Here is a 24,596-nt window from a genome sequence, read left to right on the forward strand (position 1 = left end):
TGGGTTCATCACCGTGCCGATCGGCTATCTCGTGCAGGAGGTGAAGCGGCCGCTGCCTATCTCGCGGCTCAACATTCCACCGCAGGACCTCGGTGTCGCTGGCGCCGAGATTGCGCTCAAGGACAACAACACCACCGGGCGCTTCACCAAGCAGCGATTCACCCTCGATGTCGAGCGCGTGCCGGTCGGCGGCGATGCCGTCGCGACGCTCGATAAGCTGATTGCAAGCGGCCATCATTTCGTGCTGGTCGACGCGCCCGCCGCGACGTTGCTCAAACTCGCTGACGTGGCCAAGGGCAAGGATGTGCTCCTGTTCAACGTCAGCGCGCCCGATGTCAGCCTGCGCGAGCGGGATTGCCGCGCCAACGTGCTGCACGTGGCGCCCGACCGCGCCATGCTCGCCGACGCGCTGGCGCAATATCTCGTGTGGAAGAAGTGGACGCGGTGGTTGGTGGTGAAGGGCGTTTTCCCCGAGGATCTCGACTATCTCGCGGCGATCGAGCGCGCGGCCATGCGCTTCGGCGGAAAGATCGTCGAGGAGCGCGAATATAGGGGGACGCTGGAGGCGCGCCGCACCGATTCGGGGCAGCAACAAATCCAGCAGCAGATGCCGGCGCTGACGCAGGGCGCGCCGGACTACGACGTGCTGATCGTCGCCGACGAGAACGAGGTGTTCGGACCGTACCTGCCCTATCGCAGCTACGATCCGAGGCCGGTCGCCGGCACTGCGGGTCTCACGGCCATGAGTTGGCATCCGGCGCACGAACAATGGGGCGCGACCCAGATGCAGAACCGCTTCCAGCGCTTTGCCAATCGCTTCATGCTGCCGCTCGACTATCAGGCCTGGGTCGCGGTGCGCGCGATCGGCGAGGGGGTGACGCGCACGGGCTCGGCAGATCTCGCACCCGTCGCCGCGTATATCAGGAGCGACAAATTCGACCTCGCTGCCTTTAAGGGCCAGAAGGTGACGTTCCGCGCCTGGGATGGGCAACTCAGGCAGCCGATCATCATCGCGGGGCCCGACCTTCCGGTATCGATGTCGCCGCAGGAAGGTTTTCTGCACGAGCACGCCGAAGTCGATACGCTCGGCATCGACGAGCCCGAGACCAAGTGCAAGCTTCAATGAGAGCAGGAATGCACAGAGTCTGTTCCGTCCTGGCGTTCGCGAGCGGCTTGGTCTTCGCCGCGACGCCCGCCGCCGCTTATACGGTCTATGTCTCGAACGAGAAGGGCAATTCGCTGACGGTGATCGACAGCGTCACACTCGAGGTGCAGGCCACCATTCCGGTGGGACAACGGCCGCGCGGCATCATGATGACCAAGGACGGCAAGCAAGTGCTGATCTGCGCGAGTGACGACGACACGGTGCAGATCCTCGACGTGGCGAGCCGGCAAATCGTCGGAGACCTGCCATCGGGTCCCGACCCCGAGCAGCTCAACATCCACCCCTCGGGCAGTCCGGTCTACGTCGCCAACGAGGATGACGCGTTGATGACGGCGATCGACCTCAAGGAGCGGAAGGTGGTGGCCGAGGTTCCCGTCGGCGTCGAGCCGGAGGGCGTCGGCATCAGCCCCGACGGCAAGACGCTGATCGCCACCTCCGAGACGTCGAACATGGCGCATTTCATCGACACCGAAACCTACGAGCTCGTCGACAGCGTGCTGGTCGGATCGCGCCCGCGTTTCGCCGAGTTCACCTCGGACGGGAAGGAGCTTTGGGTTACCTCGGAGGTGGCCGGCACGGTCACGGTGATCGACGCCAAGACGCGGAAGATCATCAAGACCATCGGCTTCGACATTCCCGGCGTGCAGCCCGAGCGCATCCAGCCGGTCGGCGTGCGCATCACCAAGGACGGCACGCGCGCGTTCGTCGCACTCGGTCCGGCCAACCGCGTGGCGGTGATCGATGCGAAGACGCTCGAGGTGGAGAAATATCTCCTCGTCGGGCAGCGCGTGTGGCAGCTCGCCTTCACGCCGGACGACAAGCTGCTGTTCGTCACCAACGGCAATAGCAACGACGTCTCGGTGATCGACGTGCCGAGCCTTACGGTGGTCAAATCAATCGCGGTAGGAGATGCGCCCTGGGGCGTAACCGTCGCGCCTGAATAATTGCCGCACCCAGGCGAAATGCCCTCAAGCGCTGCAAAGGGTCAGCGAACAAGCCCTATTGATATGCCACCTCAGGCAGAGGCGATCCACTGACCGGCCACGAAGCCGAACGCACAAGCATCGGGATTCGCCTTGGCAGCGCGCCGCAGCTTCTCCTCGGCGTTCACGACAAGTCTGCGCCGCTTGGTCGTCTCGTCCCAGACTTCGTCTTTGAAGCCGCTCAGGAGAATGATCTTCCTGCCGCGCAGGACGATTTTCGGGAGTGCCATTCCCACCTCCTCGTGCCCCGCCCGGAAGGTGCGCTCTGATTGTTGTGAGGGGCTCAGAGCCGCGCTTCCAAGGCGATGGCCTTGCTCCAATGGCGACCCCCGTCAGCCATGATGAACTCTAACAAAAGAATGCGACGAAGGTAAGACGCTTCGCTTGCAAAGCACATAAAAGTCGCGGCGTTTTGTGCAGCGCAATTATTGCACTGCATTGTCGCCCAAGAGCGCCGCGAGTCCCGCTTCCGTTTCCACGCATGGCTGCCAATCGAGACGCTGCAGTGCGGAAGGATCGGCGACGAGCGAGCCGAAAAGCGGTGTGTAACTCGCCCTCTTTCCGGTGGCGCGGAGGCTCGCGGCAAGCAGGGGACGGGGGACATAGAACAACCCGGGGCGGCGCCCGAGGCCCTTTCGCATCGCCGCAATCATCGCGCCGATGGTGAGCGGCTTCGGGTCGGCAACGATGAGCGGCCGCTTGAGCGGCGCCGGCGCGATCAAAACCTTGTCGATCGCCTCGACGAGGTTGTCGAGCGCGAGCAAAGAGTGCTCGCCCTTGAGGCCGGCAAGCGGAAGCGGATAGGGGGAGCGCGCAAGCCTGACGAGCTTCGCCATGTTGCCCTGCACGCCCGGGCCGTAGACGAGAGCCAATCTGAGCGCGGCCCAGTCGAGGCCGGTCTCGGCGAGGCCTCTTTCTGCCGCGAGCTTCGAGCGGCCATAGGCGTCGGTCGGGAGAGGCTCGTGCTCCTCGGTGAGGACACGCGCCGCGGTCGGACCCGATTGCGCCCTGATCGAAGAGAGGAACACGAAGCGCTTGACGCGCGCCCGCTCGGCCGCCTTGGCGAAATTGATGGTGGCCTCGGTGTTGAACAGGCGGTAGTCGTCCTCGGGAATGCCGGTCATGGTCTCGGCGAGGCCTGCGGTGTGGATCACGGCGTCCACCTCGGCGAGCGCCTCTGACATATTGTAAGGCTTGGCGAGGTCGCCGATGACAGCGCTCGCGCAGTTCGACGGCAGGGCAGTCGGTCGGCGCAGGAGGACGCGCAACCGGTAGCCGCGCTTCGGCAGCTCTTTCAGCAGATACTGGCCGATGAAGCCCGTTGCGCCGGTGAGCGCGACGAGTGGCTTTCGCCCCTGATTTCCCGTCTTCCCATGCTCCATGTTCAAGCGGTCCCGCTGGGCATGGCCACTATTCGCCTCGCCTTCGCAGGTTCCACTTCACAATCACATTTTGGCCAGAGCAAGCCCTGGCGACGGGCCAGGTTCCTTTGCAGGGCCCGATATGGCGATCGACCTACAGGCCTTTCTGCGGGATCAATCGCGCTTCTGCGCCGCCTCTTGCATCATCATCTTGATCGCCTCCGGCGACACGCTCGACTCGCCGAGATCAATGGCGATCTTGTCGATCGCGCCGGTGAAGGCGAACGGCACCTGGTAGTCCTTGTCGTCCACCGAGGTGCCGGTGTCGGAGCCGACGTCGAACGTTTCGTCCCACGCCCAGATGAGCGGCTGGGTTTTGGGCAAGGATTGCTGTGCGACCTGTTTGCCGTCGACCAAGAGTGTGCCAGTACCGCCGCGCCCGAGCGGTGAGCCCTGCGCCTCCATCTTCCAATCGAAGACAATGGCGTGTTTGCCGGGCGGCAACGCGTCGGCGCTCTGCCACTTCGGACGCTCGACGTCGAGCAGGTCATACGTGAAGGTAGGCTTGCCGTCCTTAAGATAGAGGGCCCAGCCCGAGAACCGGCCGCCCTGGGTGACCAGCATGCCGTTGGCTCCGCCTTCCGGCACCTCGATTTCAGCCGTGATCGTGTACGAGCGATTGAGAATCGAAGGAGCGACGGCGAACTGGGTGGAGGTCATCGGCACCGTGTACTCGAAATGCGTGCGTCCGGCAGCCGGTCCCGGACGCTCCGCCGTAAGGACGGGGAGCTGGGAGTTGTTCAGCGGCAGCACGTCGTTGCGCGCGGCCTCGATCAGCCAGAGCTCCTGCATCGTGCGCAGCCGATCGGGCTCCTTGGCCGCGAGGTCGTTGGTCTGCGTGGGATCGTCGGCGAGGTTGAAAAGCTCCCAATTGTAGCCGTTCATGACATCGACGGGCGGCTTGCCCTTGACGCCTTCCCAGGGTGTCACCGCCGGCACCGTGCATGCCATCCAGCCGTCGTGATAGATCGCGCGGTTGCCGAAGATCTCGAAATACTGGGTGGTGCGGGTCGAGGGCGCGTCGGCATTCGCCTTGTCCCAGGTATAGACCATGCTGACGCCGTCATAGGGACGCTGCGCAATCCCGTTGATCATGGTCGGTTGCGGGATTCCAATCGCGTCCAGGATGGTCGGTGCGATGTCGATGACGTGATGGAACTGGTTGCGGATGCCGCCGTAATCCTTGATACGCTTCGGCCACGTCATCACCATGCCGGTGCGCGTGCCGCCGAGATGCGAGGCGATCTGCTTGGTCCACCGGTAGGGCGTGTCCATCGCGAACGCCCACGGCACGGCAAAATGATTGTAGGTGCGGTCGGTACCCCAGACCGGGATCAAGGGCAGCATCTGATCGACGGTGTAATCGAAGCCGTTGAAGTAGCCGACCTCGTTCGGCGTGCCGTTCATCGACCCTTCGGCGCTCATGCCGTTGTCGCCGCAGATGAAGATGATGAGGGTGTTGTCGAATTCGCCGAGCTTCTCGATCGTCTCGATGATGCGGCCGATCTCGTAATCGGTGTAGGCGAGATAGGCGGCCCACACGTCGATCTGGCGCAGATAGAGCTTCTTCTGGTCGGCTGACAGGGAGTCCCACTTGGGCAGGAAGTCCGGCCAGTCGGGCAGTTTGGCGTTGGCGGGAATGACGCCGAGCCGCTTCTGGTTGTCGAAAATCCGCTCGCGCACTTTCTCCCAGCCATCGTCGAACAGATGCATGGCGCTGATCTTGTCCACCCATTCCTGCGTGGGATGGTGCGGGGCGTGCGTCGCGCCAGGCGCGTAGTGGATGAACCACGGCCGCTTCGGATTGGTCGCCGCATGCACGCTGATGTACTCGATGGCGTCATCGGCCAAGGCGGTATTCAGGTTCCAGCCGGGATGGCCCTCATAGGGATGAACAGGCGTGGTGTTGCGAAACAGATTGCCCGGCTCCCACTGGCTCGTGTCCCCGCCGATAAAGCCGTAGAAATAATCGTAGCCCTCGCCGATCGGCCAGTGGGTGAGGGGCCCGGCGGGGGTTGCCTCCCAAATGGGCACGTTATGATTCTTACCGAACCACGCGGTGGCGTAGCCGTTCTCCCGCAGCACCTCGGCCACGTGCGCGGATTCGGGGCCGGTCACCGTGTTATAGCCGGGATAGCCCACCGCACCTTCGGCGACGTCGCCATAGCCGACGGCGTGGTGATTGCGTCCGGTCAGAAGCGCGGCCCGCGTTGGCGAGCACAGCGCCGTGTTATGCATTTGCGTATAGCGCAAACCTTGGCTCGCCAGCGTGTCGAGTGTTGGGGTGGGCACCACGCCGCCGAATGTCGAGTTGGAGCCGAAACCGGCATCGTCGATCAGAATAAGCAGCACGTTCGGCGCGCCTTCCGGCGGCGAGATGGTCGGCGGCCAGGCCGGCTTGCTGTCGATCAAGTTGGGTTGGATGTCGCCGGTGAAAGGCGGCGTCGGGATCGGCAAGACACGCGAATTGGGAAATTCATGCGCCGTAGGTTCGCCGGGGGTGCCGGTCGTCTCCTGCGCGGCCGCCGCCGAGGTGAGCGCGGTGCCGACGAGCAGGCCCAGAGTCAGAGCAAGCAATTCTTTTCGCATGATACGCTCCTCCCAAGTTTTGGGCCCTCTCGGCGACTGTTCTTAGCACCTCTAAGGGACTGTTCTTATTCTCCATCGAAATGGAGGCGTGGGTCGGCCGAGTGGCCTCCTCCAATTGATCTATTGCGGAAGCGCCGGCGGCGCAGCGGTCTTTGCGACCGGCGGCGGATTCCATCTGCCGGTGAGCGCATCAGACTTCGGCGCGTAGATGCGCATGGTGAGGTTGTATGGACCTTTGGGCGCCGGCAACCAGTTCGCCTCCTTGTCGGCGCCCGGACTCTCGTTTTGGAAATAGAGATCGAGCGAGTCGTCAGGATTGTATTTGAACGGCATCCAGCTCGACACCGCGAAGCGATTAAGCGGATTGGCGACCTGGAAGCCGTCATTGTCGTAAAGCGTGATCGACCAGAAGGCTTGCGCCGGAGGCATCTCTCCCTTGTCGAAATGGATCGTATAGTTGCTGGTGCCGTCGAGCGGCTTGCCTTCGCTGTCGCCGAGATTGAGCGGATAGATCGCGTCCTCGGGCACGTTCGCGCCGAGGCCCTGCTGAGCGATGATGGCGCGCTTCAGATAATAGTTGCCATAGACGCCCATCGTGTCGGTATTCATCGACCAATAATTTTCGACCCGCGCCAGAGTAGCCATTTTCCATTGCATCAGCTTCTGCGCATCGGCAGGCGCGCTTTCCAGGGCATTCTTGACGGCCGGGTCGGCCTTATCCAGGTCGAAGCTTTGTCCTACCTCGAAGCCGATACGCTTAAGGCGGGCAACGATTGGCTGGTCCGTGATGTGTGGCGGCTGCAACTTGATGAGCTCGCTCGCCAAAGCGAAATACTTGTCGGCCGGCATGGTGTCGACCTGAACTTTGGGCGGGGTCTTCATGTCGATGCTTGGATCGATCTTGACGTCGGGAAGCACCTGCTCCTTGCCCCATTGCGACAGCGGCGTGATCTTGTATCCGGCCTGAATCTTGTGAACCGCATCGTAGTCGGCGGGGCCGTCGGTCTTGGTGCGGCCGATGATCCACACATAAGGCGTGGGCGCCGCGATGCGCGTGAAGTGCGGCGGCACGGTCCCGCTCCAACCGGGAGGGGTCACCAGGAAATTGGCGGCAGCGGTTCCCGTCGTGCGCCAGCCGGGCGAGGCGAACACGTCGGTCCACATGTCGAGCATCGGCAGGAGGTAGTAGCGGCCGCCAGTATCCGGCGCCGACACGATCATTGGCTCCTTGGTGAGATCGAGCCAAGCGCTGGAATAGAGCGTGTCGAAGTTCGGTCGGACCACGGCACGCATGTCGGCCGTGGGAAACGCAGGGATGTTGGCGAAACTGTTCATCGGACCGCCGATTGAGCCTTCACCGGGCTCCTGATTGGTGAGCTGCCGGCGCGTGATCTCCATCGTCACGAGCGGATAGAAATAGAGATAGGCTTCGACGCCGATCGCGTGCGCTTCATCCTCGCTGATCGTCGCCGCAGCCGCCGGCCCTGGAAGCAGGAGTGAACCCACCGCCAATGCCAATAGAGCGCTCCTCATGATTTCCTCCCCACGGTTAATCGTGAAGTCACGGACGCACGAACGTACGCCCCGCGGGGCGCAAGCGGCCGCCGAGTTTCGAAAGGCGACAATGGAATGAAAGAATCCGAACCCGCACTCATCGCCAACCTCCGAATGATGCGGGCCCAAAGCCGTTGCTCCCTCGCGATCAGGTGGCCATCACGCTGAGAGGTTGCAAGGAGCGGAAATAAGATTCTCGTCGGAATATGAAATCGGCGGCGGACGAGCCGCCGCCGATTCATGCCGTCACGTCGAACCGTGGATCTCAGTAGCAGGGCGGGTAGGGGTAATAGCCGCACGGACCGCCGTAGTAATAGTTCGGCGCCGCCGCAGCCGCTCCAACGGCGGCCCCGACCGCGGCGCCCGTAGCGAAGGCCGCGCCGGGATGAGCGTACCAGGCGCCGTGCCAGGCCGGTCCGCGTCCGACCACGACCGTGCCGTGGCCCCATCCGCCGCCGCCGTAATGAACGGCGAAGCGGTCGATAAAGAGCGCTGCCGGGCCATCAATTTTCTCAAGATCGCCTTCGAGCACGGAGACATCGAAGGTCAGCTTGTCGCCCTCGAACTTGGGCGACTTCAACACGACGACCGCATCCTTGACCGAGGTGCCGTCTTTGCTGAACACGGAGATGGTGGCATTGGGCGGGGTCTTGGCGAAACTCTCCTGGCCTTCGTCCCATTCCCTGATGAAATGCGAGGTCAAGACATGGCCGGCGGCTCTCACCGGGCGATCGGCGAACACGATGGTGTTGGGCGACACGCCGGTCAGGACGAGCTTGCTGCCCTCGAGGGTTGCGCCGTCGGCGTTGATAACGCCGAGCGAGGCGACCATTTCGCCGCTCGAGGCGCCGATGGTCTTGCTGGCGGGATGGCTGATGGCGTCCTCGGCGAGCGCCTGATAGGACGCGAAGGCGAGGCCTGCCAGCGCGAGTGCAAGGCAGGCGATGCGATTGGTTGTCATGGGGGCGTTTCTCCTGTCGCAGACGATTCGATTCGGAAGCATAGCCCAGATGGGGTCAAAGAACTGCGACGGCCCGCCGACGTGATTATGACTTGTTTATCGCCTCGGCGACGTAGCTCAGGAAATCGCCCCTAGAACTTGAAGCTCGCGGCGACGTCGACGGTATTGCCCTCGAAGGTATTCTTGGCGTCGAACTCGCTGTACCACTTGGCGATGATGGTGAGGGCCTTGGAGGGATCGGCGCTCGTGGTGAAGGTCACGATCGGACCGACGCCATAGACACGCGATTCGAATGAGCCGAGGCGGGCGCCAGATCCGCTGTCTCCGGTGGTCTGAATCATGGCGTAGCTCACCACGCCGACACCGAGAGGTCCGAAATTCTTGGTGATTGCGCCATCGAGATTGAGGATGTTTCCGGTCTCGTAATCGGTCGCGGGGTTCTCCCAGTTCACCGAGTAGATGGCGGCGGCGTCGACCTGCCACCCGGTCTTCGGATCGAACCAGGTGCCGGCAATACGCGTCATCTCCGACCAATGATTGAGGCTCGTGTTGGCGAGGCTCGACTTGTCGTATTTGCCGGTCGGGGCGAAGCCGAACACGGCGAGGTTCCAGTGGAAGTTTCCTGAATTCCATCCGAGGATCAGCGGAGCGAAGGCGGTGTCGCCATGGGCGAATTCGTTGTCGCCAACATTGAAATCGAACGGCCCGAACGTTCGCCCGCGCGGCCCGGTGAAGGCGGGAATCTGAATGCCGATATCGACGTCCATGGCGACCGCGCTCGGCACGACCGCCACCGCGTAGGTACCGCCCAGGATTTTCCACGGCGTTACGTAGCTCAGGGCAAAGAGCGTCGCGGTGTAGTCCTCATCGACGTTGAGAGCGATGCGCCCGTTGAAGATCGTGGTGCCGGCGCTCCCATTGTAATGATAGGCGTCGCCGCGGAAATAGAAGCCGGGCTGGGAGGGGAGCACGCCGCCGAAAATATCGGTGTAGCCTTTCACCCACGGACCGGTGCCGTACTCGGCAGCGCGAACGCTGGAAACGTTCGTGAACACCACGAAAGCGATGGCGACGACATGGGCAAATCCACGCGTGCGACTCCATGATTGCGCGAACATCACTTCCCCCAAGACAGCGGTGGACGCGTCGTCTTGCCGAGATTACGATGCGGTCCTTCGCATGGCTATCCGCGCGAAGTCGAGGAATCGAGATGCGGCTCGGCGGGTGCAGATTTGCCACACTAACCCTCGCCGGTCGTTCGTCGTCCGATTTCCGCAACATAATCCAACATGCTGTCATCCCGTCTCGCGGCAGCGAGCGCTGCTTTATCTCGCTCTCACCTCGAGCGGATATCCCACGGCGTGGTGGAGAAAGCAGATCGCGGCCTGCATCACCGCGGTGAGAACGTAAAGAACAGGGTGCAGCGTTTGCCACAGGAGGAAACGTGGATGCGTACAATTCCGATTTGCTCGATAGAAGAGCAAGGAAGCAAAGCAAAGTCGGCGAGAGCAATGACCGCCTTGGCGGCCGTTCTCGCCGCAGGCTTGACGGCGGCGACGCCAGCCGCTCCGGCGGCGGCGCAGGACCAACGGCCGAATATCATCTTTATCATGGGCGACGATGTCGGCTGGTTCAATATCGGCGCCTACCATCGCGGCATCATGTCTGGCAAGACGCCCAACCTCGACAAGTTGGCGTCGCAGGGCATGATGTTCACCGATTACTATGCCGAGGCGAGCTGCACCGCGGGCCGCGCCAATTTCATCACCGGCGAGTTGCCGATTCGCACTGGATTGACCACGGTCGGTCAGGCCGGCGCTGATGTCGGTCTGCCAGCGCAAGCGCCCACCATCGCTACCGCGCTAAAGGCTATGGGCTACACCACCGGCCAGTTCGGCAAGAACCATCTCGGCGATCTGAACAAATACCTTCCCTGCGTGCACGGCTTCGATGAATTTTTCGGCTACCTGTACCACCTCGATGCCATGTCGGACCCGTACTGGTATTCCTATCCTACCGATCCCGCGATCCGTAATGCGGTAGGCCCGCGCAACCTCGTCCATTGCTGGGCGAGCGACACCGACGATCCCACGGAGCAACCGCGCTGGGGCAAAATTGGCAAGCAAAAGATTGTCGACGAAGGACCGCTCGCTCCCGGACCGAACACGGGGCGCACGCCCTATGGCGGAGAGGGCGAAGGCGTGGGCGACGCCAAGTACGACATGACCACCTTCGACGACGTGCTGGTCAAAGATTCGATCGATTTCATGAAGAGGGCCAAAGAGTCGGGCAAGCCGTTCTTCCTCTGGCACAACACCACGCGCATGCACGTGTGGACCTTCCTCGCCGAGAAGTACAAGGCGATGATGAATCCCGAGACCAATTACGGCATGGAGGAAGCCGGTATGGCGCAACTCGACGACTCCGTCGGTGCGCTCCTCAAGGGTCTGGACGACCTCGGCATCGCCGACAACACGATCGTCGTCTTCTCGACCGACAACGGCGCCGAAGTGTTCACTTGGCCGGACGGCGGCATGACTCCGTTCCGCGCTACCAAGGGCACCGTCTATGAAGGCGGTTTCCGTGTGCCCTGCATCATTCGCTGGCCCGGCAAGGTACCTGCGGGGAAGGTCGAGAACGGTCTCATTTCGGGGCTGGACTGGTTCCCGACTTTCGTCGCGGCGGCGGGAGATCCCAACATCGTCGACGAACTGAAAGCCGGCAAGGATCTCAGCGGGACGACCTACAAGGTGCATCTCGACGGCTATAACCAACTCGACCTGATCACCGGCAAGGGACCGTCAAATCGTCACGAGATCTGGTACTTCGCCGAATCCAATCTCGGCGGCTTGCGTCTCGACGACTTCAAATACCGCTTCATCGATCAGCCGGAGGGCTGGCCGGGGCCGAAGGTTCCCATCAACATGCCGATCCTGGAGAACATCAAGCAGGATCCCTTCGAGCGACTGCCCGTTGCGAACGTTCTGGAAGGATCGCCAGGCTACATGAACGAATTCTTCGCGCGTGAGTTCTGGCGCTTCGTGTACGTGCAGCAGAAGGTCGGCGAGCTGGCGGAAACGGCCATCGAGTTTCCGCCGATGCAGAAGCCGGCGTCGTTCAACCTTCAGGCCGTGAAAGAGCAGGTCCAAGAGGCAATCGCCAAGGGCCATCCCGGCGACTAACATGCATCAAAGCGAAGCGGGCGTCTCATGCGAGGCGCCCGCTCTTTCCCATCATTGCGGCGGGAACATCTCATGATGGCGCATTGGATGCGGCGCCTTGCGTTAGCGTCCGCGCTGCTTGCGCTCTTTACGCTGGGCGCCGAAGCCGGCGCCGATCCGCTGCCGTCATGGAACGACGGCCCGACTAAGCAGGCGATCATCGATTACGTGACGCGGATCGCCAAGGAGGGCGGGCCGGACTACGTCGCGCCCAAGGATCGGCTCGCCACCTTCGACAATGACGGCACGCTGTGGGTCGAGCAGCCGATGTACACGCAATTCGTCTTCGCCGTCGACGAGGTGAAGACGCAGGCGAACCAGCATCCCGAGTGGAAGACCAAGGACCCCTTCAAGTCGGTGCTCGCGGGCGACATGAAGGCGGTCGCCGCGATGGGCGAGAAGGGCATGGTCGAGATCGTTGCCGCGACCCACTCGGGCATGACCACGGCGGATTTCGATCAGACGGTGCGGCAATGGCTCGCGACCGCCAAGCACCCGCGCTTCAAGGTCCTCTATACCGACCTGGTCTATCAGCCGATGATCGAGCTGCTCGACTATCTTCGCGCCAACGGCTTCAAGACGTTCATCGTGTCGGGTGGCGGGGTGGAGTTCATGCGCGGCTTTGCCGACAAGACCTACGGCATCCCGCCCGAGCAGGTGATCGGCTCATCAGGCGTCACACAATACGGTACATGGGACGAGAAGCCGGTGCTGATCAAGGTGCCCAAGGTCCTGTTCGTCGATGACGGACCCGGCAAGCCGGAGGGCATCGAGCATTTCATTGGGCGGCAGCCGATCTTCGCCTTCGGCAATTCCGACGGCGACAAGGAGATGTTGGAATGGACCGCGGCCTGCGAGCACTTGTGCTTCATGGGGCTCGTGCATCACACCGACGCGGCGCGCGAATATGCCTATGATCGCAATTCCGACGTCGGCAAACTGGACAAGGCGCTCGACGAGGCCCTCACCAAGGGCTGGACCGTGGTCGACATGAAGAACGACTGGAAGACCATCTTCCCGCCGGCGAAAAGTGGTTCAAAGTGAAGGCAATTCCCTTTGATGTCGTTGCCGGGCTTGACCCGGCAATCCAGGGCCTCACACTCAGAGCCAATAGCCCCTGGATCACTGAATCAAGGCCGGGCATGAGGATTGGCGGAGCCATTCGATGAGCATCGCACGCAAAGCGAGGCGTTCGGGCGCGATCAAGGCGAGGCTCAAGCCCGAGATGATCTACGTGCCCGGTGGCGAGTTCACCATGGGCTCTGACCACCACTATGTAGAGGAGAAGCCGGCCCATCGCGTGAAGGTCAATGGCTTCTGGATCGACAAGACCCCGGTCACGAATGCCGAGTTCAAGCGCTTCGTCAAAGAGACGGGCCACGTGACCTTCGCCGAGATCGCGCCCGACCCCAAGGACTATCCGGGCGCGCTCCCGCATATGCTTCGCGCCGGCTCGCTCGTGTTCAAGAAGACGCAAGGGCCGGTCGATCTCACCAACTGGTCGAACTGGTGGAGCTTCACCTTCGGCGCCGACTGGCGGCACCCTTACGGGCCGGGGAGCTCGATCAAGGGTCTCGACGATCATCCCGTCGTACACATCGCGTATCGCGACGCCGAGGCCTACGCCAAGTGGGCTGGCAAGGAGTTGCCGACCGAGGCCGAGTGGGAATATGCCGCGCGCGGCGGGCTCGACGGCAGGGAATTCGCCTGGGGCGACGAGCTGGAACCCGGCGGGAAATGCGTCGCCAATACCTGGCAGGGCGAATTCCCGTGGCAGAACCTGATGAAGGACGGCTTCGAGGGCACCTCTCCGGTCGGCATCTATCCGCCGAACGGCTATGGGCTCTACGACATGATCGGCAACGTGTGGGAGTGGACCACGGATTGGTATGCGTCGAGCCACAAGCAGCAGCAATCGTGCTGCATGCCGGTCAATCCGCGGGGGCCGCGCGCCGAGGACAGCTACGATCCGTGCCAGCCCAACATCAAGATTCCACGCAAGGTCATCAAAGGCGGTTCGCATCTCTGCGCGCCGAATTATTGCCGGCGCTACCGGCCGGCGGCGCGTCACGCCGAACCGATCGACACCTCGACCTGCCATCTCGGCTTCCGCTGCATCAAACGGGAAAGGTCCGGCGAGATCGGCAAGGTCTCAGGGTAAGGGGCGGCGGGAGAATCCCGCGAGCTCGCGAGAGGAGGGAGCGATGCTGCGGTGGCTGATGATCGTGTCGGGCAGCTTCGAGGCGCTGTTCGGCCTTTTTGCCCTGCTTGCCACTGTCGCGCTCGTCGCTGGGCTCGGGGTCGGAGCCGACGCCTCGGCCGTCTTTTTGGCGCGCATCCTTGGCGCGGCGACATTGGGCCTCGGCGTCGCGGCGATCTTGGCGAGGAACGAGCTTGCAAGCGCTGGCGGGGTCGCCGCGGCCTACGGGCTTGCGCTCTACAACGTGATCGCGGCCTGCCTCATTCTCTGGACGACGGCCACAACGGGGCTCGGCGGAACGGCGCTATGGGGCGCGGGCCTCGTGCACGCCGTCTTCGCTGTGCTGTTCGTCTATGCGCTCGCGGTGCGGCGCGGCAGGTGATGCGGGCCGGCTAGTTCGCCTGCACGCATTTGTTGTCGTCGGCGTTCCACTTGCAGCCGATCGAGACATCCTGCTCGCAGATCGTCTTGTCGCCATGCGCCCCGCACGGGTCGACGCGTTCGGCCGCGCCCTCGTAGCACCCCCGCTTCTCGTAGTCCCAATGGCAGCTCGGATCCTGGGCGCAGACGGCCGAATCGCCGGTCATGCAATGGTCTTCGGCCATAGCTCCGGCGGGGGCTACGCCCAAGGCAGGTGTGAGCGCAACCAGTGCAACGATCATGCTTCGCAAAGGAACCTCCCCAAACGTGCGGCGGGAACGGCACTTATGCAGGCCCCGAAGGCTGCCGTCGATGCGAGACTTTAGCGCAAATCGCGGAATCCTTGTGGCAGTTCGGAAAATGTGCATCCGCCAACAGCCCAAAAAATCGCCAAGCCTCTCAGTTTTGCGCTAGGGTATTGGTGGCAAAAGGGAATTCCTGACCTAGATCAGACGTCCGCGGACGGGGGAAAGCGTCGTGATGCGTTGGGCGTTGGCACGCGTGTCGTGCCTGATTGTGCTCGTGCTAACGGTTGCCGGCTGCGCCGCGGCGATTGCGCGCAATCCCGTCCCGCCGACACTCGAGGATGACGCCCAGGTCGTCGGCATGGCGACGCCCGTCCGCTTCTGGGGCGACGAACTGCCGCCCAATGCCGATGCCATCGTCAGGGAGAAATGGGCACAAGTCCGCTCCAGCCGGCCCGACTTGCTGGCCAAGGGGCGCCGTCCCGTCATCAACTTCCTCGCGCTGTCGGGCGGTGGCAGCGATGGCGCCTTCGGGGCGGGGGTGCTCGGCGGCTGGACGGCCGCCGGCACGCGGCCCGAGTTCGATGTCGTCACCGGCGTGTCGACCGGTGCGCTCACGGCGCCGTTTGCCTTTCTCGGCCCGAAGTACGATGCCGCGCTGAAAGAGGTATTCACGACCTCCGACACCGAGGACATCGCCATAGCGCGGCCCGTGCGGGGCCTCATCGGCGGGGACTCGCTCGCCAGCAACGCGCCGCTCGCCAAGGTCGTCGCCCATTACGTGACGCCGGAATTTCTCGCCGAGATCGCCGCGGAGCACCGCAAAGGGCGCCGCCTTCTCATCGGCACGACGAATCTCGACGCCGAGCGCCCGGTGATCTGGGACATGGGCGCGATCGCGACGAGCGGAAGCCCCGAAGCGCTCGAGCTATTCCGCACCGTGCTCTTGTCGTCGGCGGCGATCCCAGCCGTGTTTCCACCCGGCTTCATCAAGGTTGCCGCCGGCGGCGAAACCTACGAGGAGATGCATGTCGACGGCGGGGCGACGCGCGAGGTGTTTCTCGTGCCCACGCAATTCATGGCGAGCAAGATCGATGGACGGCTCGGCATCAACCCCGTGCGGCGCGCCTATATTATCCGCAACGGCCATGTCGCGCCCGAGTACAAGGCGGTGAAGGCGCGCACGCTGTCGATCGCGGGCCGCGCCGTGTCGAGCCTGATCAAGAGCCAGGGCGTCGGCGATCTCTACGAGCTCTACGTCTTCGCCAGGAAGAACAACATCGACTACAACCTCGCCTACATCCCTGGCGACTTCATCGACACGAGCACTGCGGCCTTCGACCCGGTCTATATGTCGAAGCTCTACGATCTCGGGTACCAGATGGCGGCGGCGGGCTATCCCTGGAAGAAGACTCCGCCGCGCATGGCGGGGCATTGAACCGGGAACCATAGCCGCCGCTTGAGCCTTGCTCTGTCCTTTCGTACATAGTCGCCGAACGGGTTTTTGGGAGTGAGACACATGGATTTGGCCGAATTGAACCGCGTTGCGAACGCCATGGTGGCGCCGGGACGCGGGGTTCTGGCCGCCGATGAATCGGCGGGCACCGTCAAGAAGCGTTTCGAGGCGATCGGGGTCGAAAGCACCGAGGAGAACCGCCGCGATTACCGCGAGCTTCTGTTCCGCTCGAAGGGCATGGCAAACATCTCGGGCGTTATTCTGTTTGACGAAACCATCCGGCAGAACGCCAAGGACGGCACGCCGCTTGCCCGCATCATCGAGCAGGCCGGCTCGCTCCCGGGCATAAAGGTGGATAAGGGCACCAAGCCCTTACCGTTCCACCCGGGTGAGGTCATCACCGAAGGCCTCGACGGCTTGCGCGAGCGGCTCGTCGAATATCGCGGTCTCGGCGCCAAGTTCTGCAAGTGGCGCGCGGTGATCGACATCGGTCCCGCCATCCCGACCTACTACTGCATCAGAGCCAATGCCGCCGCGCTCGCGCGCTATGCGGCGCTTTGCCAGGACGAGGGGCTGGTGCCGATCGTGGAGCCTGAGGTGCTGATGGACGGCGATCACGATATCGACCGCTGTTTCGCGGTCACCGAGAAAACCTTGAAGACGGTGTTCCAGGAACTCTACCTCGCCCGCGTTGCGCTCGAGGGCATGGTGCTCAAGCCCAACATGGTGGTGCCAGGGAAGAAGTCCCCGAAGCAGGCCCCGGTCGGCGAGGTCGCCGAGAAGACCTTGCGCGTGCTGAAGGAATGCGTGCCGGCGGCGGTGCCGGGGATCGCGTTCCTTTCGGGCGGTCAGTCCGATCTCGACGCGACGGCGCGGCTCGACGCCATGAACCGCCTGGGCGGAGGCCCGTGGAAGATCACCTTCTCCTATAGCCGCGCGCTTCAGGCCGCGCCGCAAAAGGCATGGTCGGGCAAGGCCGAGAACGTGGCCAAGGCGCAAGCCGCCTTCACCCATCGCGCGGCGATGAACGGGCTCGCCTCGATGGGCAAATGGTCGGCCGATCTCGAGAAACAGGCCGCCTAGGTCTCGGCGGACGGAAGCGGGGTCTCGGCGAGTTCAGCCTCCGGTGCCGTTGCTTGAGGCGCCGGGAGGAGGAGCGGCGGTGCGGGCAGGGCGGCTCCCGCCTTGAGCCTCCGCTCGGGCTGCGTCGTGTTGAGCAGCGCAACTGCGAATGCAAAGAAGGCGAAGGTGCCGACGAGCACCGACAGCTTCTCGACCACGTTCAAGCCGGCAACCCACTGCCGCGCGAGGCTCGGCGCCGGGGGCGTCCTGCTCTCGAGAAGCCGCTCGCGCGCGAGCCTGAGATAGTAGACATCGGTGAGCTTGCCGAAAGCCTTGGCCGGGGCGCCCCCGCCGTAAACGCCGGGCATCGGGGCGGGCTTATCGTAGCCCACCCACAGAGTGCCGACGAAATCCTGGGTGAGACCGACGAAGAGCGCGTCCATGTTGCTAGAGGACGTTCCGGTCTTGCCGTAAACGAGGGCGTGCAGGGAATTGGCGGCGCGCGCCGTCCCTCGCTTCACCGGCCCGCGCAGGTCGCGAAGCACGGCCGCCGCGGTTTCGGGTGACATGGCCTCAGGCTCAGGCCGCCTGGCCGGAAGCCCCAAGACATTTCCCTTCGCTCCGATCGCGGCGAGCAGGAAGCGCACTTGCGGCAGCCTGCCGCCGTTTTCGAGCGAGGCGTAGGCCCGGGCGAGCCGCATCGGCGACGTATGCAGGCCCCCGATCGGCACGAGGGCGGGCGACGGCGCGTCGAGATCGAAGCGTTTGACGATCCGCGTCAGCTTCTCGCCGAGGCGCAACGCAACCTCGGTCCAGGGCCGGTTGCAGGATTGCTCGAGCGCGAAGTCGAGGCTGACCGTCCGCGACGCGCGGCACCGCGCATTCGGCTCGGCCGGCCAGTTGGGCTGCCGCACCGGACCGGTCGCGATCCGCTCCTTCAGGCTGAACGACGCTTCGTGGACGCCGATGAGCGGGAATAGCTTGCCGGTCGAGCCGATCGAGCGCTCGATGTCGGCGGCGCGGTTCCACTCGCCCGTATAAACGCACGAGCCTGATACGGCGAGCACCTCTCCGGAGGGCCGCATGAAGATCCCGGCGGCTTGATGCTGGCCGGTGAGCGAGCAGATCTCGCCGGCGAGTTCCTCCTGGAACTCGGGGTCGATGAAGAGGAAGAGGCGGTACTCGGCGGGAAGGGCGATCCCGTTCGCTTTCGCCTCCCTGCGGGCGAGGTCGCGATAAGAGCGATAATCCGGGCGCACGTAACTTGCGGTCCCGCGGCGGAGATGGCGCGAGGCAATACGGTGTCGCAGTTCCTCCTCGGCGTCGGCCGCCTGATCGGCGGTGATCTTGCCCTGCGCGGACATCTTGGCGAGCACGACATGCGCGCTCGCCAGTGCGGGGCCCGGATCCTTCAGCGGGTCGCGATTGTTGGGCTCGGGCAGCATGCCGGCAAGAAGTGCCGCCTCGGCGAGATCGAGGTCCTCGACGCCGACGCCGAAGTAAAAGCGCGCCGGCGCATCGAAGCCGTACATATTGCGCGCATGCGGCACGACGTTCATGTAGCGTGTGAGGATCTCGGGCTTGGAGAGGATCGCAGCGATCCTGACGGCGAGCACGGCCTCGCGCAGCTTACGCTCGAACGTGTCCTCCTTCTTGAGAAACAGGGTGCGGGCGAGCTGCTGGGTGATCGTGCTGCCGCCTTGGCGATGGCCGCGCAGCGAGCGCAACGCGGCGCGGGCGCTTGCGGCATAGTCGATCGGACCGTGGCCAAAGAAATCCGCATCTTCGCTCGCGATCACCGCGTCCCGGAGAACGCGCGGGAAGGACCGTTCAGGCAGGCGGATCGGGCAGAGCATTTGCTCGGCGGCGTCGTCGCCGTTGAGGAAGTGTTCGACCTGGCAGGCATCGAGGGCCGACTTGAGCAGCTTACCGCCCGGCAAGTCCCAGCCGCCGGCATGCGCGCCGATGGCCACGGCCGCAACCAGCAGGGCGCGCACCCACGCATAGAAAACCATGAGATAACTCAAGGGGTTGAGGCCCTCACGCCCGTCCGCGCCATCATTGAGATTTTGGCTGGCGAAACGGCTAATTGATGGCAGCCCTACGGTTAATCGGTGGCCCTCGGCGCTCCGTTGAGCCAAGTCAATGCCCGGCGTCAAGCTCAAGGGTAAGGGTTGCGCATGGAATCGAACGACGCTTCAGACCAGCTGACCATCTCGCCCGAGACGGCGTTCTACGTCATCGTCAAGGCGCGCGAATTCGACGAGCAGGTCGAGCCGACCGACCCCGATTCAGGGTCAAATCCGTCAGATGACAGGGAGGTCGACGTGCTCGAGGAGGAGGGCGACGATCCGGTCGAGCAGGAGCTCGAGGCGGCGCTTTCGGGCCTCAACATCGACGAGCAGCTGGATCTGATCGCGCTAATGTGGCTCGGCCGCGGCGACTTCGCCTCTTTCGCCGAGGCGCGCGCGCAGGCTGAAGATATGCCCGTCAAGCACATCCCGAGCTATCTGATCGGCACGCCTAAGCTCGGCGACTTCATCGAGGAAGGGCTCGCCCAGCTTGGCGTTTCGCTCGAGGATTACGAGGTCAACCGGCTCTAATTATTCGGCTTGTGGCTGTTGGTTACGATCGCCTCGATGAGACGTCCGAGCTCGCCGTCTGCGGCGCGATCCTGGGCCTCGGCGCTCACTTCAACGTATCCCCGGTCGGCCACGATGAACTCTTCGTTGAAGGTTTCGAGATCGATCTCCTCGTCCTCAGTTGGGACAGGTTCGTCGTCGGGCATGCGGGGGCCGATGTCGTCGATCACACGAATACGCAAGATCCAGCGGCTGGGCTCCTTGCGCGGCATGACCTCAAGCAGCCCGACCTCGTTAATCTCGCTGAGCTCCTGTCTTTCTTCATCGCCCATTTGCCCTTCTTCGGCGGCGCTGAGCTCGGTGGGCTCGAACGATCGGGTCACGTTCAGCAGAAGGTCGAAGGTCTTGGTGCGTTGCTCGGCCAGGAGCCAGCGCACGATCTGCCTTGCCTCGACATCGACCGGAACGTGTTCCACCGGCAGCTCCTAACTCACGGCATGACCTTGAGCTCGTTGATCACATCGTCGCGCTTCTAGCTGCGGATCGCCGCTAGCGCCTTGTCACGCAGTTCCTTGGCCTTGGCATCCTGCGTCGTCACGGCCTCTCAACGATGCATGGCCTTTCACTACATTTCCGTACACTAAACGCGCGCGCCGCGAATTTGACCCCCGTCAATGACGCATAAGCGAATTTGCGCTGCCTTAACGGCATCCCCGACCAATCCGTGAAGGAGGCATCGCAATGGCTGAGCCAGCTACCAAACTCCCGAGCAAGACAGAGGCCGAGACGGGCGGGAGAGGCGGCGAGTGGCCCCCGCTTGCCAATCTCCGACGCGAGATCGACCGCTTGTTCGAGGATTTCGGCTTCGGCGGGGGCCGCCGTGCGCTCGGACGCAGCGTGTTCGATATCGAGCCGTTCTGGCGCGGTGAGCTTACCTTCGGCAAGACGCCGGCCGTCGATATCGTCGAGAAGGACAAGGAATACGAGATCACGGCCGAGCTGCCTGGCCTCGACGAGAAGAATGTCGAGGTGAAGTTCGCCGACGGCTTCCTCACCATCAGGGGCGAGAAGCGCGAGGAGAAGGAAGAAAAGAAGAAGGACTATTACCTCTCGGAGCGTCGCTTCGGGTCCTTCCAGCGCTCGTTCCAGGTGCCGGAGAGCGTCGATCCCGACAAGATCGCGGCAAGCTTCAAGAATGGCGTGCTCACGGTGACCTTGCCGAAGTCGTCCGAGGCGCAAAAGAAAGAGAAGAAGATCGCGATCAGCAAGGCGTGATCTAGAAGCGCAAGGAGCGCGAACGATCGAGCTCGTTTTTCTCGGCACGCGCGGCGAGATCAAGGCACGATCTCGCCGCCACCGCCGCCACAGCGCGCTTCTCGTCAGGCGCGGACGCGCCCGCATTATGATCGACTGCGGAACCGATTGGCTGAAGGTGCGCGCCGGGGTCGCGCCGACCGCCATCGTCCTTACCCACGCCCATAACGATCACGCTGCGGGGCTCGCGTCCGGCACGTCATGCCCGGTCTATGCCACCGAGGAGACGTTTGACGGCATTGCCCGCTTTCCGATCGAGGATCGACGCGTCGTGGAGCCGCGCGCGCCGTTCCACGTCGGCGGCGTGAGCTTCGAGGCCTTCAAGGTCGAGCATTCCCTGCGTGCGCCAGCGGTCGGTTATCGCATCGGATCGGGCGGCGCGTCCGTCTTCTATGTCCCCGATGTCGCCGCCATCCGCGAGCCCCGTGCCGCCCTTCACGGCGTGTCGCTCTATATCGGGGACGGCGCCACTGTCGTGCGCTCGATGGTGCGCGAGCGCGACCACGCCCTGATCGGGCACGCGCCGATCACCGCCCAGCTCGGCTGGTGTGAGAAGGAGGGCGTGGACCAGGCGATCTTCACCCATTGCGGAAGCGGGATCGTGACGAGCGATGCGCGGAAAGTTGCCGCCCGCATCGCCGCTCTCGGCGCGGCGCGCGGTGTCGCGGCGAGCATCGCCTATGACGGGCTCACGCTCTCCTTTCCCCGCCGGAGCAAGTGACCGATCGCGCCCATCATCGTACCTAAGAGGAGAGGGGCGATGCTTGCCAGGAGCACGAGCGTCCAGCCGTCGCGATCGGGCACGCCGAGGCGCAACGCTTCGGCGAGCGGCGGCGCGTAGACCGCGAGCAGGAGCAGACCGGCACAGATCGCGACGGCGAGCCAGACATAAGGATTGCGCGTGACGGCGTTGACGAGGAGCCCCGATCGCCGCCCGCGCATATTGAACACGTGGAAGAGCTGTCCGAAGGCGAGCGTCAGGAAGGATACTGTCACCAAGGCGTCACCGTGCAGCCCAAGCCAATAGTGTCCGATCAGGAGAACGCCCAGCGTGGACGCCGTCAGCAGCGCGCCATAGAGGGCGACGAATGACCACTGTGCGACACCCAGCAGCGGTTCGCGCGGGTTGCGCGGGGGCTGGCGCAGGACGTCGTCCTCGCCTTCGCCGGTGGCGAGCGCAAAGGCGGGCAGGACGTCGGTGACGAGGTTGAGGAACAAGATCTGCAACGGAAGCAGGGGAAGCGGCAGGCCCGTCACGACGGCGAGCGCGACCACCATCACCTCGCTGATGTTGCAGGATAGGAGATAGACGAGGAACCGCCTGAGATTCGAGAAGATGACGCGGCCCTCGCGGACGGCCGCGACGATGCTGCCGAAGGCGTCGTCGCGGAGCACGATGTCGGCCGCCTCGCGCGCGACTTCTGTGCCGCGCAAGCCCATGGCGACGCCGATATCGGCCTTTTGCAGCGCCGGCGCGTCGTTGACGCCGTCTCCGGTCATGGCCACGATCTCGCCAGCCGACTGATAGAGTCTGACGAGCTCGAGCTTCTGCGCCGGGGTAACGCGGGCGAAGACTTGCGCCGCAAGCACGCGCTCGCGCTCCCGCTCGCCGAGCGCGCCAAGTGCCTCAAGCTCGCGGCCTTCGACCACGATCGCGGCGCCGGGCGCGGCAAGTCCGAGCATCTCGGCGATGACGCGCGCGGTCGAAGCGTGGTCGCCGGTGACCATGACCACACGGATGCCCGCCGCCCGGCACTCGGCGATCGCCTCCTTGACATCGATGCGCGGCGGGTCGCGGAAGCCTGCCAGCCCCAGGAAATTCAGCGCTTCGTATGCAGGGGCGGCGTCGGCTGGGAGGGTGCTCTCGGCGAGCGCAAGAACGCGCAATCCCTCGGCGGCCAGGGCTGAGGCGCGCCGCAGCCATTCATCGCGGTCCTCGCCTGTCAGCGGAGCCTCGCTCTCGCCAAACGTGGTCGAGGCCGCAAGCACCTCCTCTGGGGCTCCTTTTACCGCGACGAGGAGCCGCCCGTCGCGGGCGTGCGCCGTCGCCATCATCTTGGTCTCGGTGTCGAAGGCGATTTCATGCACTTTCGGCCAAGCGGCGAGCAGGGAAGCGCGCTCGAGGCCGGCGAGCCCGGCAAGCCTCTGTAGCGCAAGCTCCATCGGGTCGCCCACGCCCCCATCGCCGGAAGCGGACAGCACCGCCGTGCCGCACAGCGAGCCCACTTCGAGGGCGCGGCGGAGCGGGGCATCGAACGCCGCCTCGTTGCCGGCCGCATTGAGCAGCCGGTTCCGCGCATGATCGAGCCGGTAATCCCCCGACGGCAACCAAAGCCGCTCGGCGGTCATGCGATTCTCAGTCAGCGTGCCGGTCTTGTCGGTGCAGATGACGGTGGTGGCGCCGAGGGTCTCCACGGCGGCCAGGCGCTCGACCACGACGTTCCGCCGCGCCATGCGCCACATGCCGCGCGCGAGCGCCATGGTGGCGACGATCGGCAGGCCTTCGGGGATGGCGGCAACGGCGAGCGCGATCGCCGCCTCGATCATCAGCATGAGGTCTCGGCCCGACGCCATGCCGGCCGCGGCAATGAGCGCGGTAACGATGAGAATGGCGACGACCAGCTGGCGCGTCAGTTCGCTGAGCTTCCGTTCCAGAGGCGAGATCTCGCTTTCCGCCTCGATCACGAGCCGTGTGGTGAGGCCGAGCTCGGTGGCCATGCCGGTCGCCACCGCCACGCCCTCGCCGGTGCCGCGCGTGATGGCGGTGCCCTTGTGCAGCATCGAGGCGCGTTCGGCGAGGATGGCATCGGGCGATACGGGGCGAACCGACTTCTCGACGGGAACCGACTCGCCGGTCAGGGTCGATTCGTCGCAGAACAGATTGTGCGCCTCGACGAGGCGGATATCGGCCGTCACCACGTCGCCGCTCTCGACGATGACGATGTCGCCGGGAACGAGGTCCTCGGCCGGAATGGTTCTTGGCTTGCCATCGCGGCGCACGCGGCAGGACCGGGTGGCGAGCTTGCGCAGCGCCTCCATGGAGCGCACGGCGCGCAGCTCGGTGAAGAAGCCGATCATCGTGTTGATGACGAGCACGATGGCGATGGCCGCGGCCTCCTTCCATTCGCCGAAGGCGGCGGCGAGCGCGGCCGCAGCGGAGAGCAACCCCACAACGGGGCTTCTGAGCTGATCGACCAGAATGCCGATCGCGCTCCGCGGCGCGTGAGCGAGGAGAGCGTTGGGCCCGAAACGCCCGAGCCGCAAGGCGGCCTCGGCTTCCGAGAGCCCGCGCGATCGGCTGACCGCCGCTTGCTTCAGCACCGCCTCGGCGGGGAGAGCGTAAGCGGGCGCCTTGGCTTGCTGGATGATCTGCTCCAAGGTCACAAAGCCGTTTCCTGGCTGGTTGCGCGGTACATAGCACGG

21 protein-coding genes are annotated in these 24,596 nt (G+C 64.1%); 11 read left to right on the plus strand and 10 right to left on the minus strand.

What is annotated here, in order from left to right; translation table 11 throughout:
* Together VFB18_RS02080 and VFB18_RS02085 are read left to right on the plus strand one after the other, a co-directional pair.
* Positions 1–1,126 (plus strand): ABC transporter substrate-binding protein (locus VFB18_RS02080; RefSeq protein WP_324970618.1); only part of this gene is annotated, 1,126 nt, incomplete at its 5' end.
* 8 nt (positions 1,127–1,134) lie between these two features.
* Positions 1,135–2,109: a YVTN family beta-propeller repeat protein gene (locus VFB18_RS02085; RefSeq protein WP_324970619.1), complete on the plus strand. Its 975-nt coding sequence runs from the start codon at positions 1,135–1,137 to the stop codon at positions 2,107–2,109.
* Between the two features lie 71 nt (positions 2,110–2,180).
* Here the strand turns inward: VFB18_RS02085 and VFB18_RS02090 are convergent, their stop codons facing one another.
* From VFB18_RS02090 to VFB18_RS02115, 6 genes are all read right to left on the minus strand, one after another.
* On the minus strand, positions 2,181–2,378 hold the full coding sequence (locus VFB18_RS02090; RefSeq protein WP_324970620.1) for a hypothetical protein: 198 nt from the start codon (positions 2,376–2,378) through the stop codon (positions 2,181–2,183).
* Between the two features lie 195 nt (positions 2,379–2,573).
* Positions 2,574–3,530 (minus strand): NAD-dependent epimerase/dehydratase family protein, encoded by a 957-nt coding sequence (locus tag VFB18_RS02095; protein ID WP_324970621.1) that lies wholly within the window; start codon positions 3,528–3,530, stop codon positions 2,574–2,576.
* Positions 3,531–3,683: 153 nt separating this feature from the next.
* Positions 3,684–6,158, minus strand: coding sequence for an arylsulfatase (locus tag VFB18_RS02100; protein ID WP_324970622.1), 2,475 nt, complete (start codon positions 6,156–6,158; stop codon positions 3,684–3,686).
* Positions 6,159–6,278: 120 nt separating this feature from the next.
* On the minus strand, positions 6,279–7,691 hold the full coding sequence (locus VFB18_RS02105; RefSeq protein WP_324970623.1) for a DUF1254 domain-containing protein: 1,413 nt from the start codon (positions 7,689–7,691) through the stop codon (positions 6,279–6,281).
* A gap of 286 nt (positions 7,692–7,977) precedes the next feature.
* The gene (locus tag VFB18_RS02110) at positions 7,978–8,673 is read right to left on the minus strand and encodes a hypothetical protein (RefSeq protein WP_324970624.1); all 696 of its coding nucleotides are present in this window, start codon (positions 8,671–8,673) and stop codon (positions 7,978–7,980) included.
* Positions 8,674–8,804: 131 nt separating this feature from the next.
* On the minus strand, positions 8,805–9,791 hold the full coding sequence (locus VFB18_RS02115; RefSeq protein ID WP_324970625.1) for a SphA family protein: 987 nt from the start codon (positions 9,789–9,791) through the stop codon (positions 8,805–8,807).
* A 393-nt stretch (positions 9,792–10,184) separates the two neighbouring features.
* On the opposite strand from VFB18_RS02115, the gene VFB18_RS02120 reads away from it, so the two are divergent.
* The 4 genes from VFB18_RS02120 (at position 10,185) to VFB18_RS02135 (ending at position 14,476) form a co-directional block, all read left to right on the plus strand.
* Positions 10,185–11,855 carry an arylsulfatase gene (locus tag VFB18_RS02120; RefSeq protein ID WP_324970626.1) on the plus strand — a complete coding sequence of 557 codons (1,671 nt, stop codon included), beginning with the start codon at positions 10,185–10,187 and terminating at the stop codon, positions 11,853–11,855.
* A gap of 87 nt (positions 11,856–11,942) precedes the next feature.
* Positions 11,943–12,938: an HAD family hydrolase gene (locus tag VFB18_RS02125; RefSeq protein ID WP_324970627.1), complete on the plus strand. Its 996-nt coding sequence runs from the start codon at positions 11,943–11,945 to the stop codon at positions 12,936–12,938.
* A 121-nt stretch (positions 12,939–13,059) separates the two neighbouring features.
* Entirely contained in the window at positions 13,060–14,055 is a 996-nt protein-coding gene (locus VFB18_RS02130; protein ID WP_324970628.1) for a formylglycine-generating enzyme family protein, read from the plus strand.
* A 43-nt stretch (positions 14,056–14,098) separates the two neighbouring features.
* Positions 14,099–14,476: a hypothetical protein gene (locus tag VFB18_RS02135; RefSeq protein WP_324970629.1), complete on the plus strand. Its 378-nt coding sequence runs from the start codon at positions 14,099–14,101 to the stop codon at positions 14,474–14,476.
* 10 nt (positions 14,477–14,486) lie between these two features.
* Here VFB18_RS02135 and VFB18_RS02140 read toward each other — a convergent pair whose 3' ends face one another.
* Positions 14,487–14,681, minus strand: coding sequence for a hypothetical protein (locus VFB18_RS02140; protein WP_324970630.1), 195 nt, complete (start codon positions 14,679–14,681; stop codon positions 14,487–14,489).
* Between the two features lie 313 nt (positions 14,682–14,994).
* On the opposite strand from VFB18_RS02140, the gene VFB18_RS02145 reads away from it, so the two are divergent.
* Entirely contained in the window at positions 14,995–16,197 is a 1,203-nt protein-coding gene (locus tag VFB18_RS02145) for a patatin-like phospholipase family protein (protein ID WP_324970631.1), read from the plus strand.
* An 81-nt stretch (positions 16,198–16,278) separates the two neighbouring features.
* Positions 16,279–17,298 carry a class I fructose-bisphosphate aldolase gene (locus VFB18_RS02150; protein ID WP_324970632.1) on the plus strand — a complete coding sequence of 340 codons (1,020 nt, stop codon included), beginning with the start codon at positions 16,279–16,281 and terminating at the stop codon, positions 17,296–17,298.
* Here the strand turns inward: VFB18_RS02150 and VFB18_RS02155 are convergent.
* Positions 17,295–19,292, minus strand: a complete 1,998-nt coding sequence (locus tag VFB18_RS02155; RefSeq protein WP_324970633.1) for a transglycosylase domain-containing protein — start codon at positions 19,290–19,292, stop codon at positions 17,295–17,297. The genes VFB18_RS02150 and VFB18_RS02155 overlap by 4 nt on opposite strands.
* A 165-nt stretch (positions 19,293–19,457) precedes the next feature.
* On the opposite strand from VFB18_RS02155, the gene VFB18_RS02160 reads away from it, so the two are divergent.
* Positions 19,458–19,880, plus strand: a complete 423-nt coding sequence (locus VFB18_RS02160; protein WP_324970634.1) for a DUF3775 domain-containing protein — start codon at positions 19,458–19,460, stop codon at positions 19,878–19,880.
* On the opposite strand, the gene VFB18_RS02165 is transcribed toward VFB18_RS02160, so the two are convergent.
* A complete protein-coding gene (locus VFB18_RS02165; RefSeq protein ID WP_324970635.1) occupies positions 19,877–20,335 on the minus strand; it encodes a hypothetical protein in 459 nt (152 codons plus the stop codon). The two genes, VFB18_RS02160 and VFB18_RS02165, sit on opposite strands and share 4 nt — an antisense overlap.
* A gap of 265 nt (positions 20,336–20,600) precedes the next feature.
* Here VFB18_RS02165 and VFB18_RS02170 point away from each other — a divergent pair, with 265 nt between their 5' ends.
* Entirely contained in the window at positions 20,601–21,134 is a 534-nt protein-coding gene (locus VFB18_RS02170) for an Hsp20/alpha crystallin family protein (protein WP_324970636.1), read from the plus strand.
* 58 nt (positions 21,135–21,192) lie between these two features.
* Positions 21,193–21,894: an MBL fold metallo-hydrolase gene (locus VFB18_RS02175; RefSeq protein ID WP_324970816.1), complete on the plus strand. Its 702-nt coding sequence runs from the start codon at positions 21,193–21,195 to the stop codon at positions 21,892–21,894.
* Here VFB18_RS02175 and VFB18_RS02180 read toward each other — a convergent pair.
* Complete coding sequence (locus tag VFB18_RS02180; RefSeq protein WP_324970637.1) at positions 21,852–24,557, minus strand: cation-transporting P-type ATPase; 2,706 nt, start codon at positions 24,555–24,557, stop codon at positions 21,852–21,854. The two genes, VFB18_RS02175 and VFB18_RS02180, sit on opposite strands and share 43 nt — an antisense overlap.
* Positions 24,558–24,596: the final 39 nt, after the last annotated feature.

This window comes from Methyloceanibacter sp. (genome assembly GCF_035650995.1).
Classification (GTDB): domain Bacteria; phylum Pseudomonadota; class Alphaproteobacteria; order Rhizobiales; family Methyloligellaceae; genus Methyloceanibacter.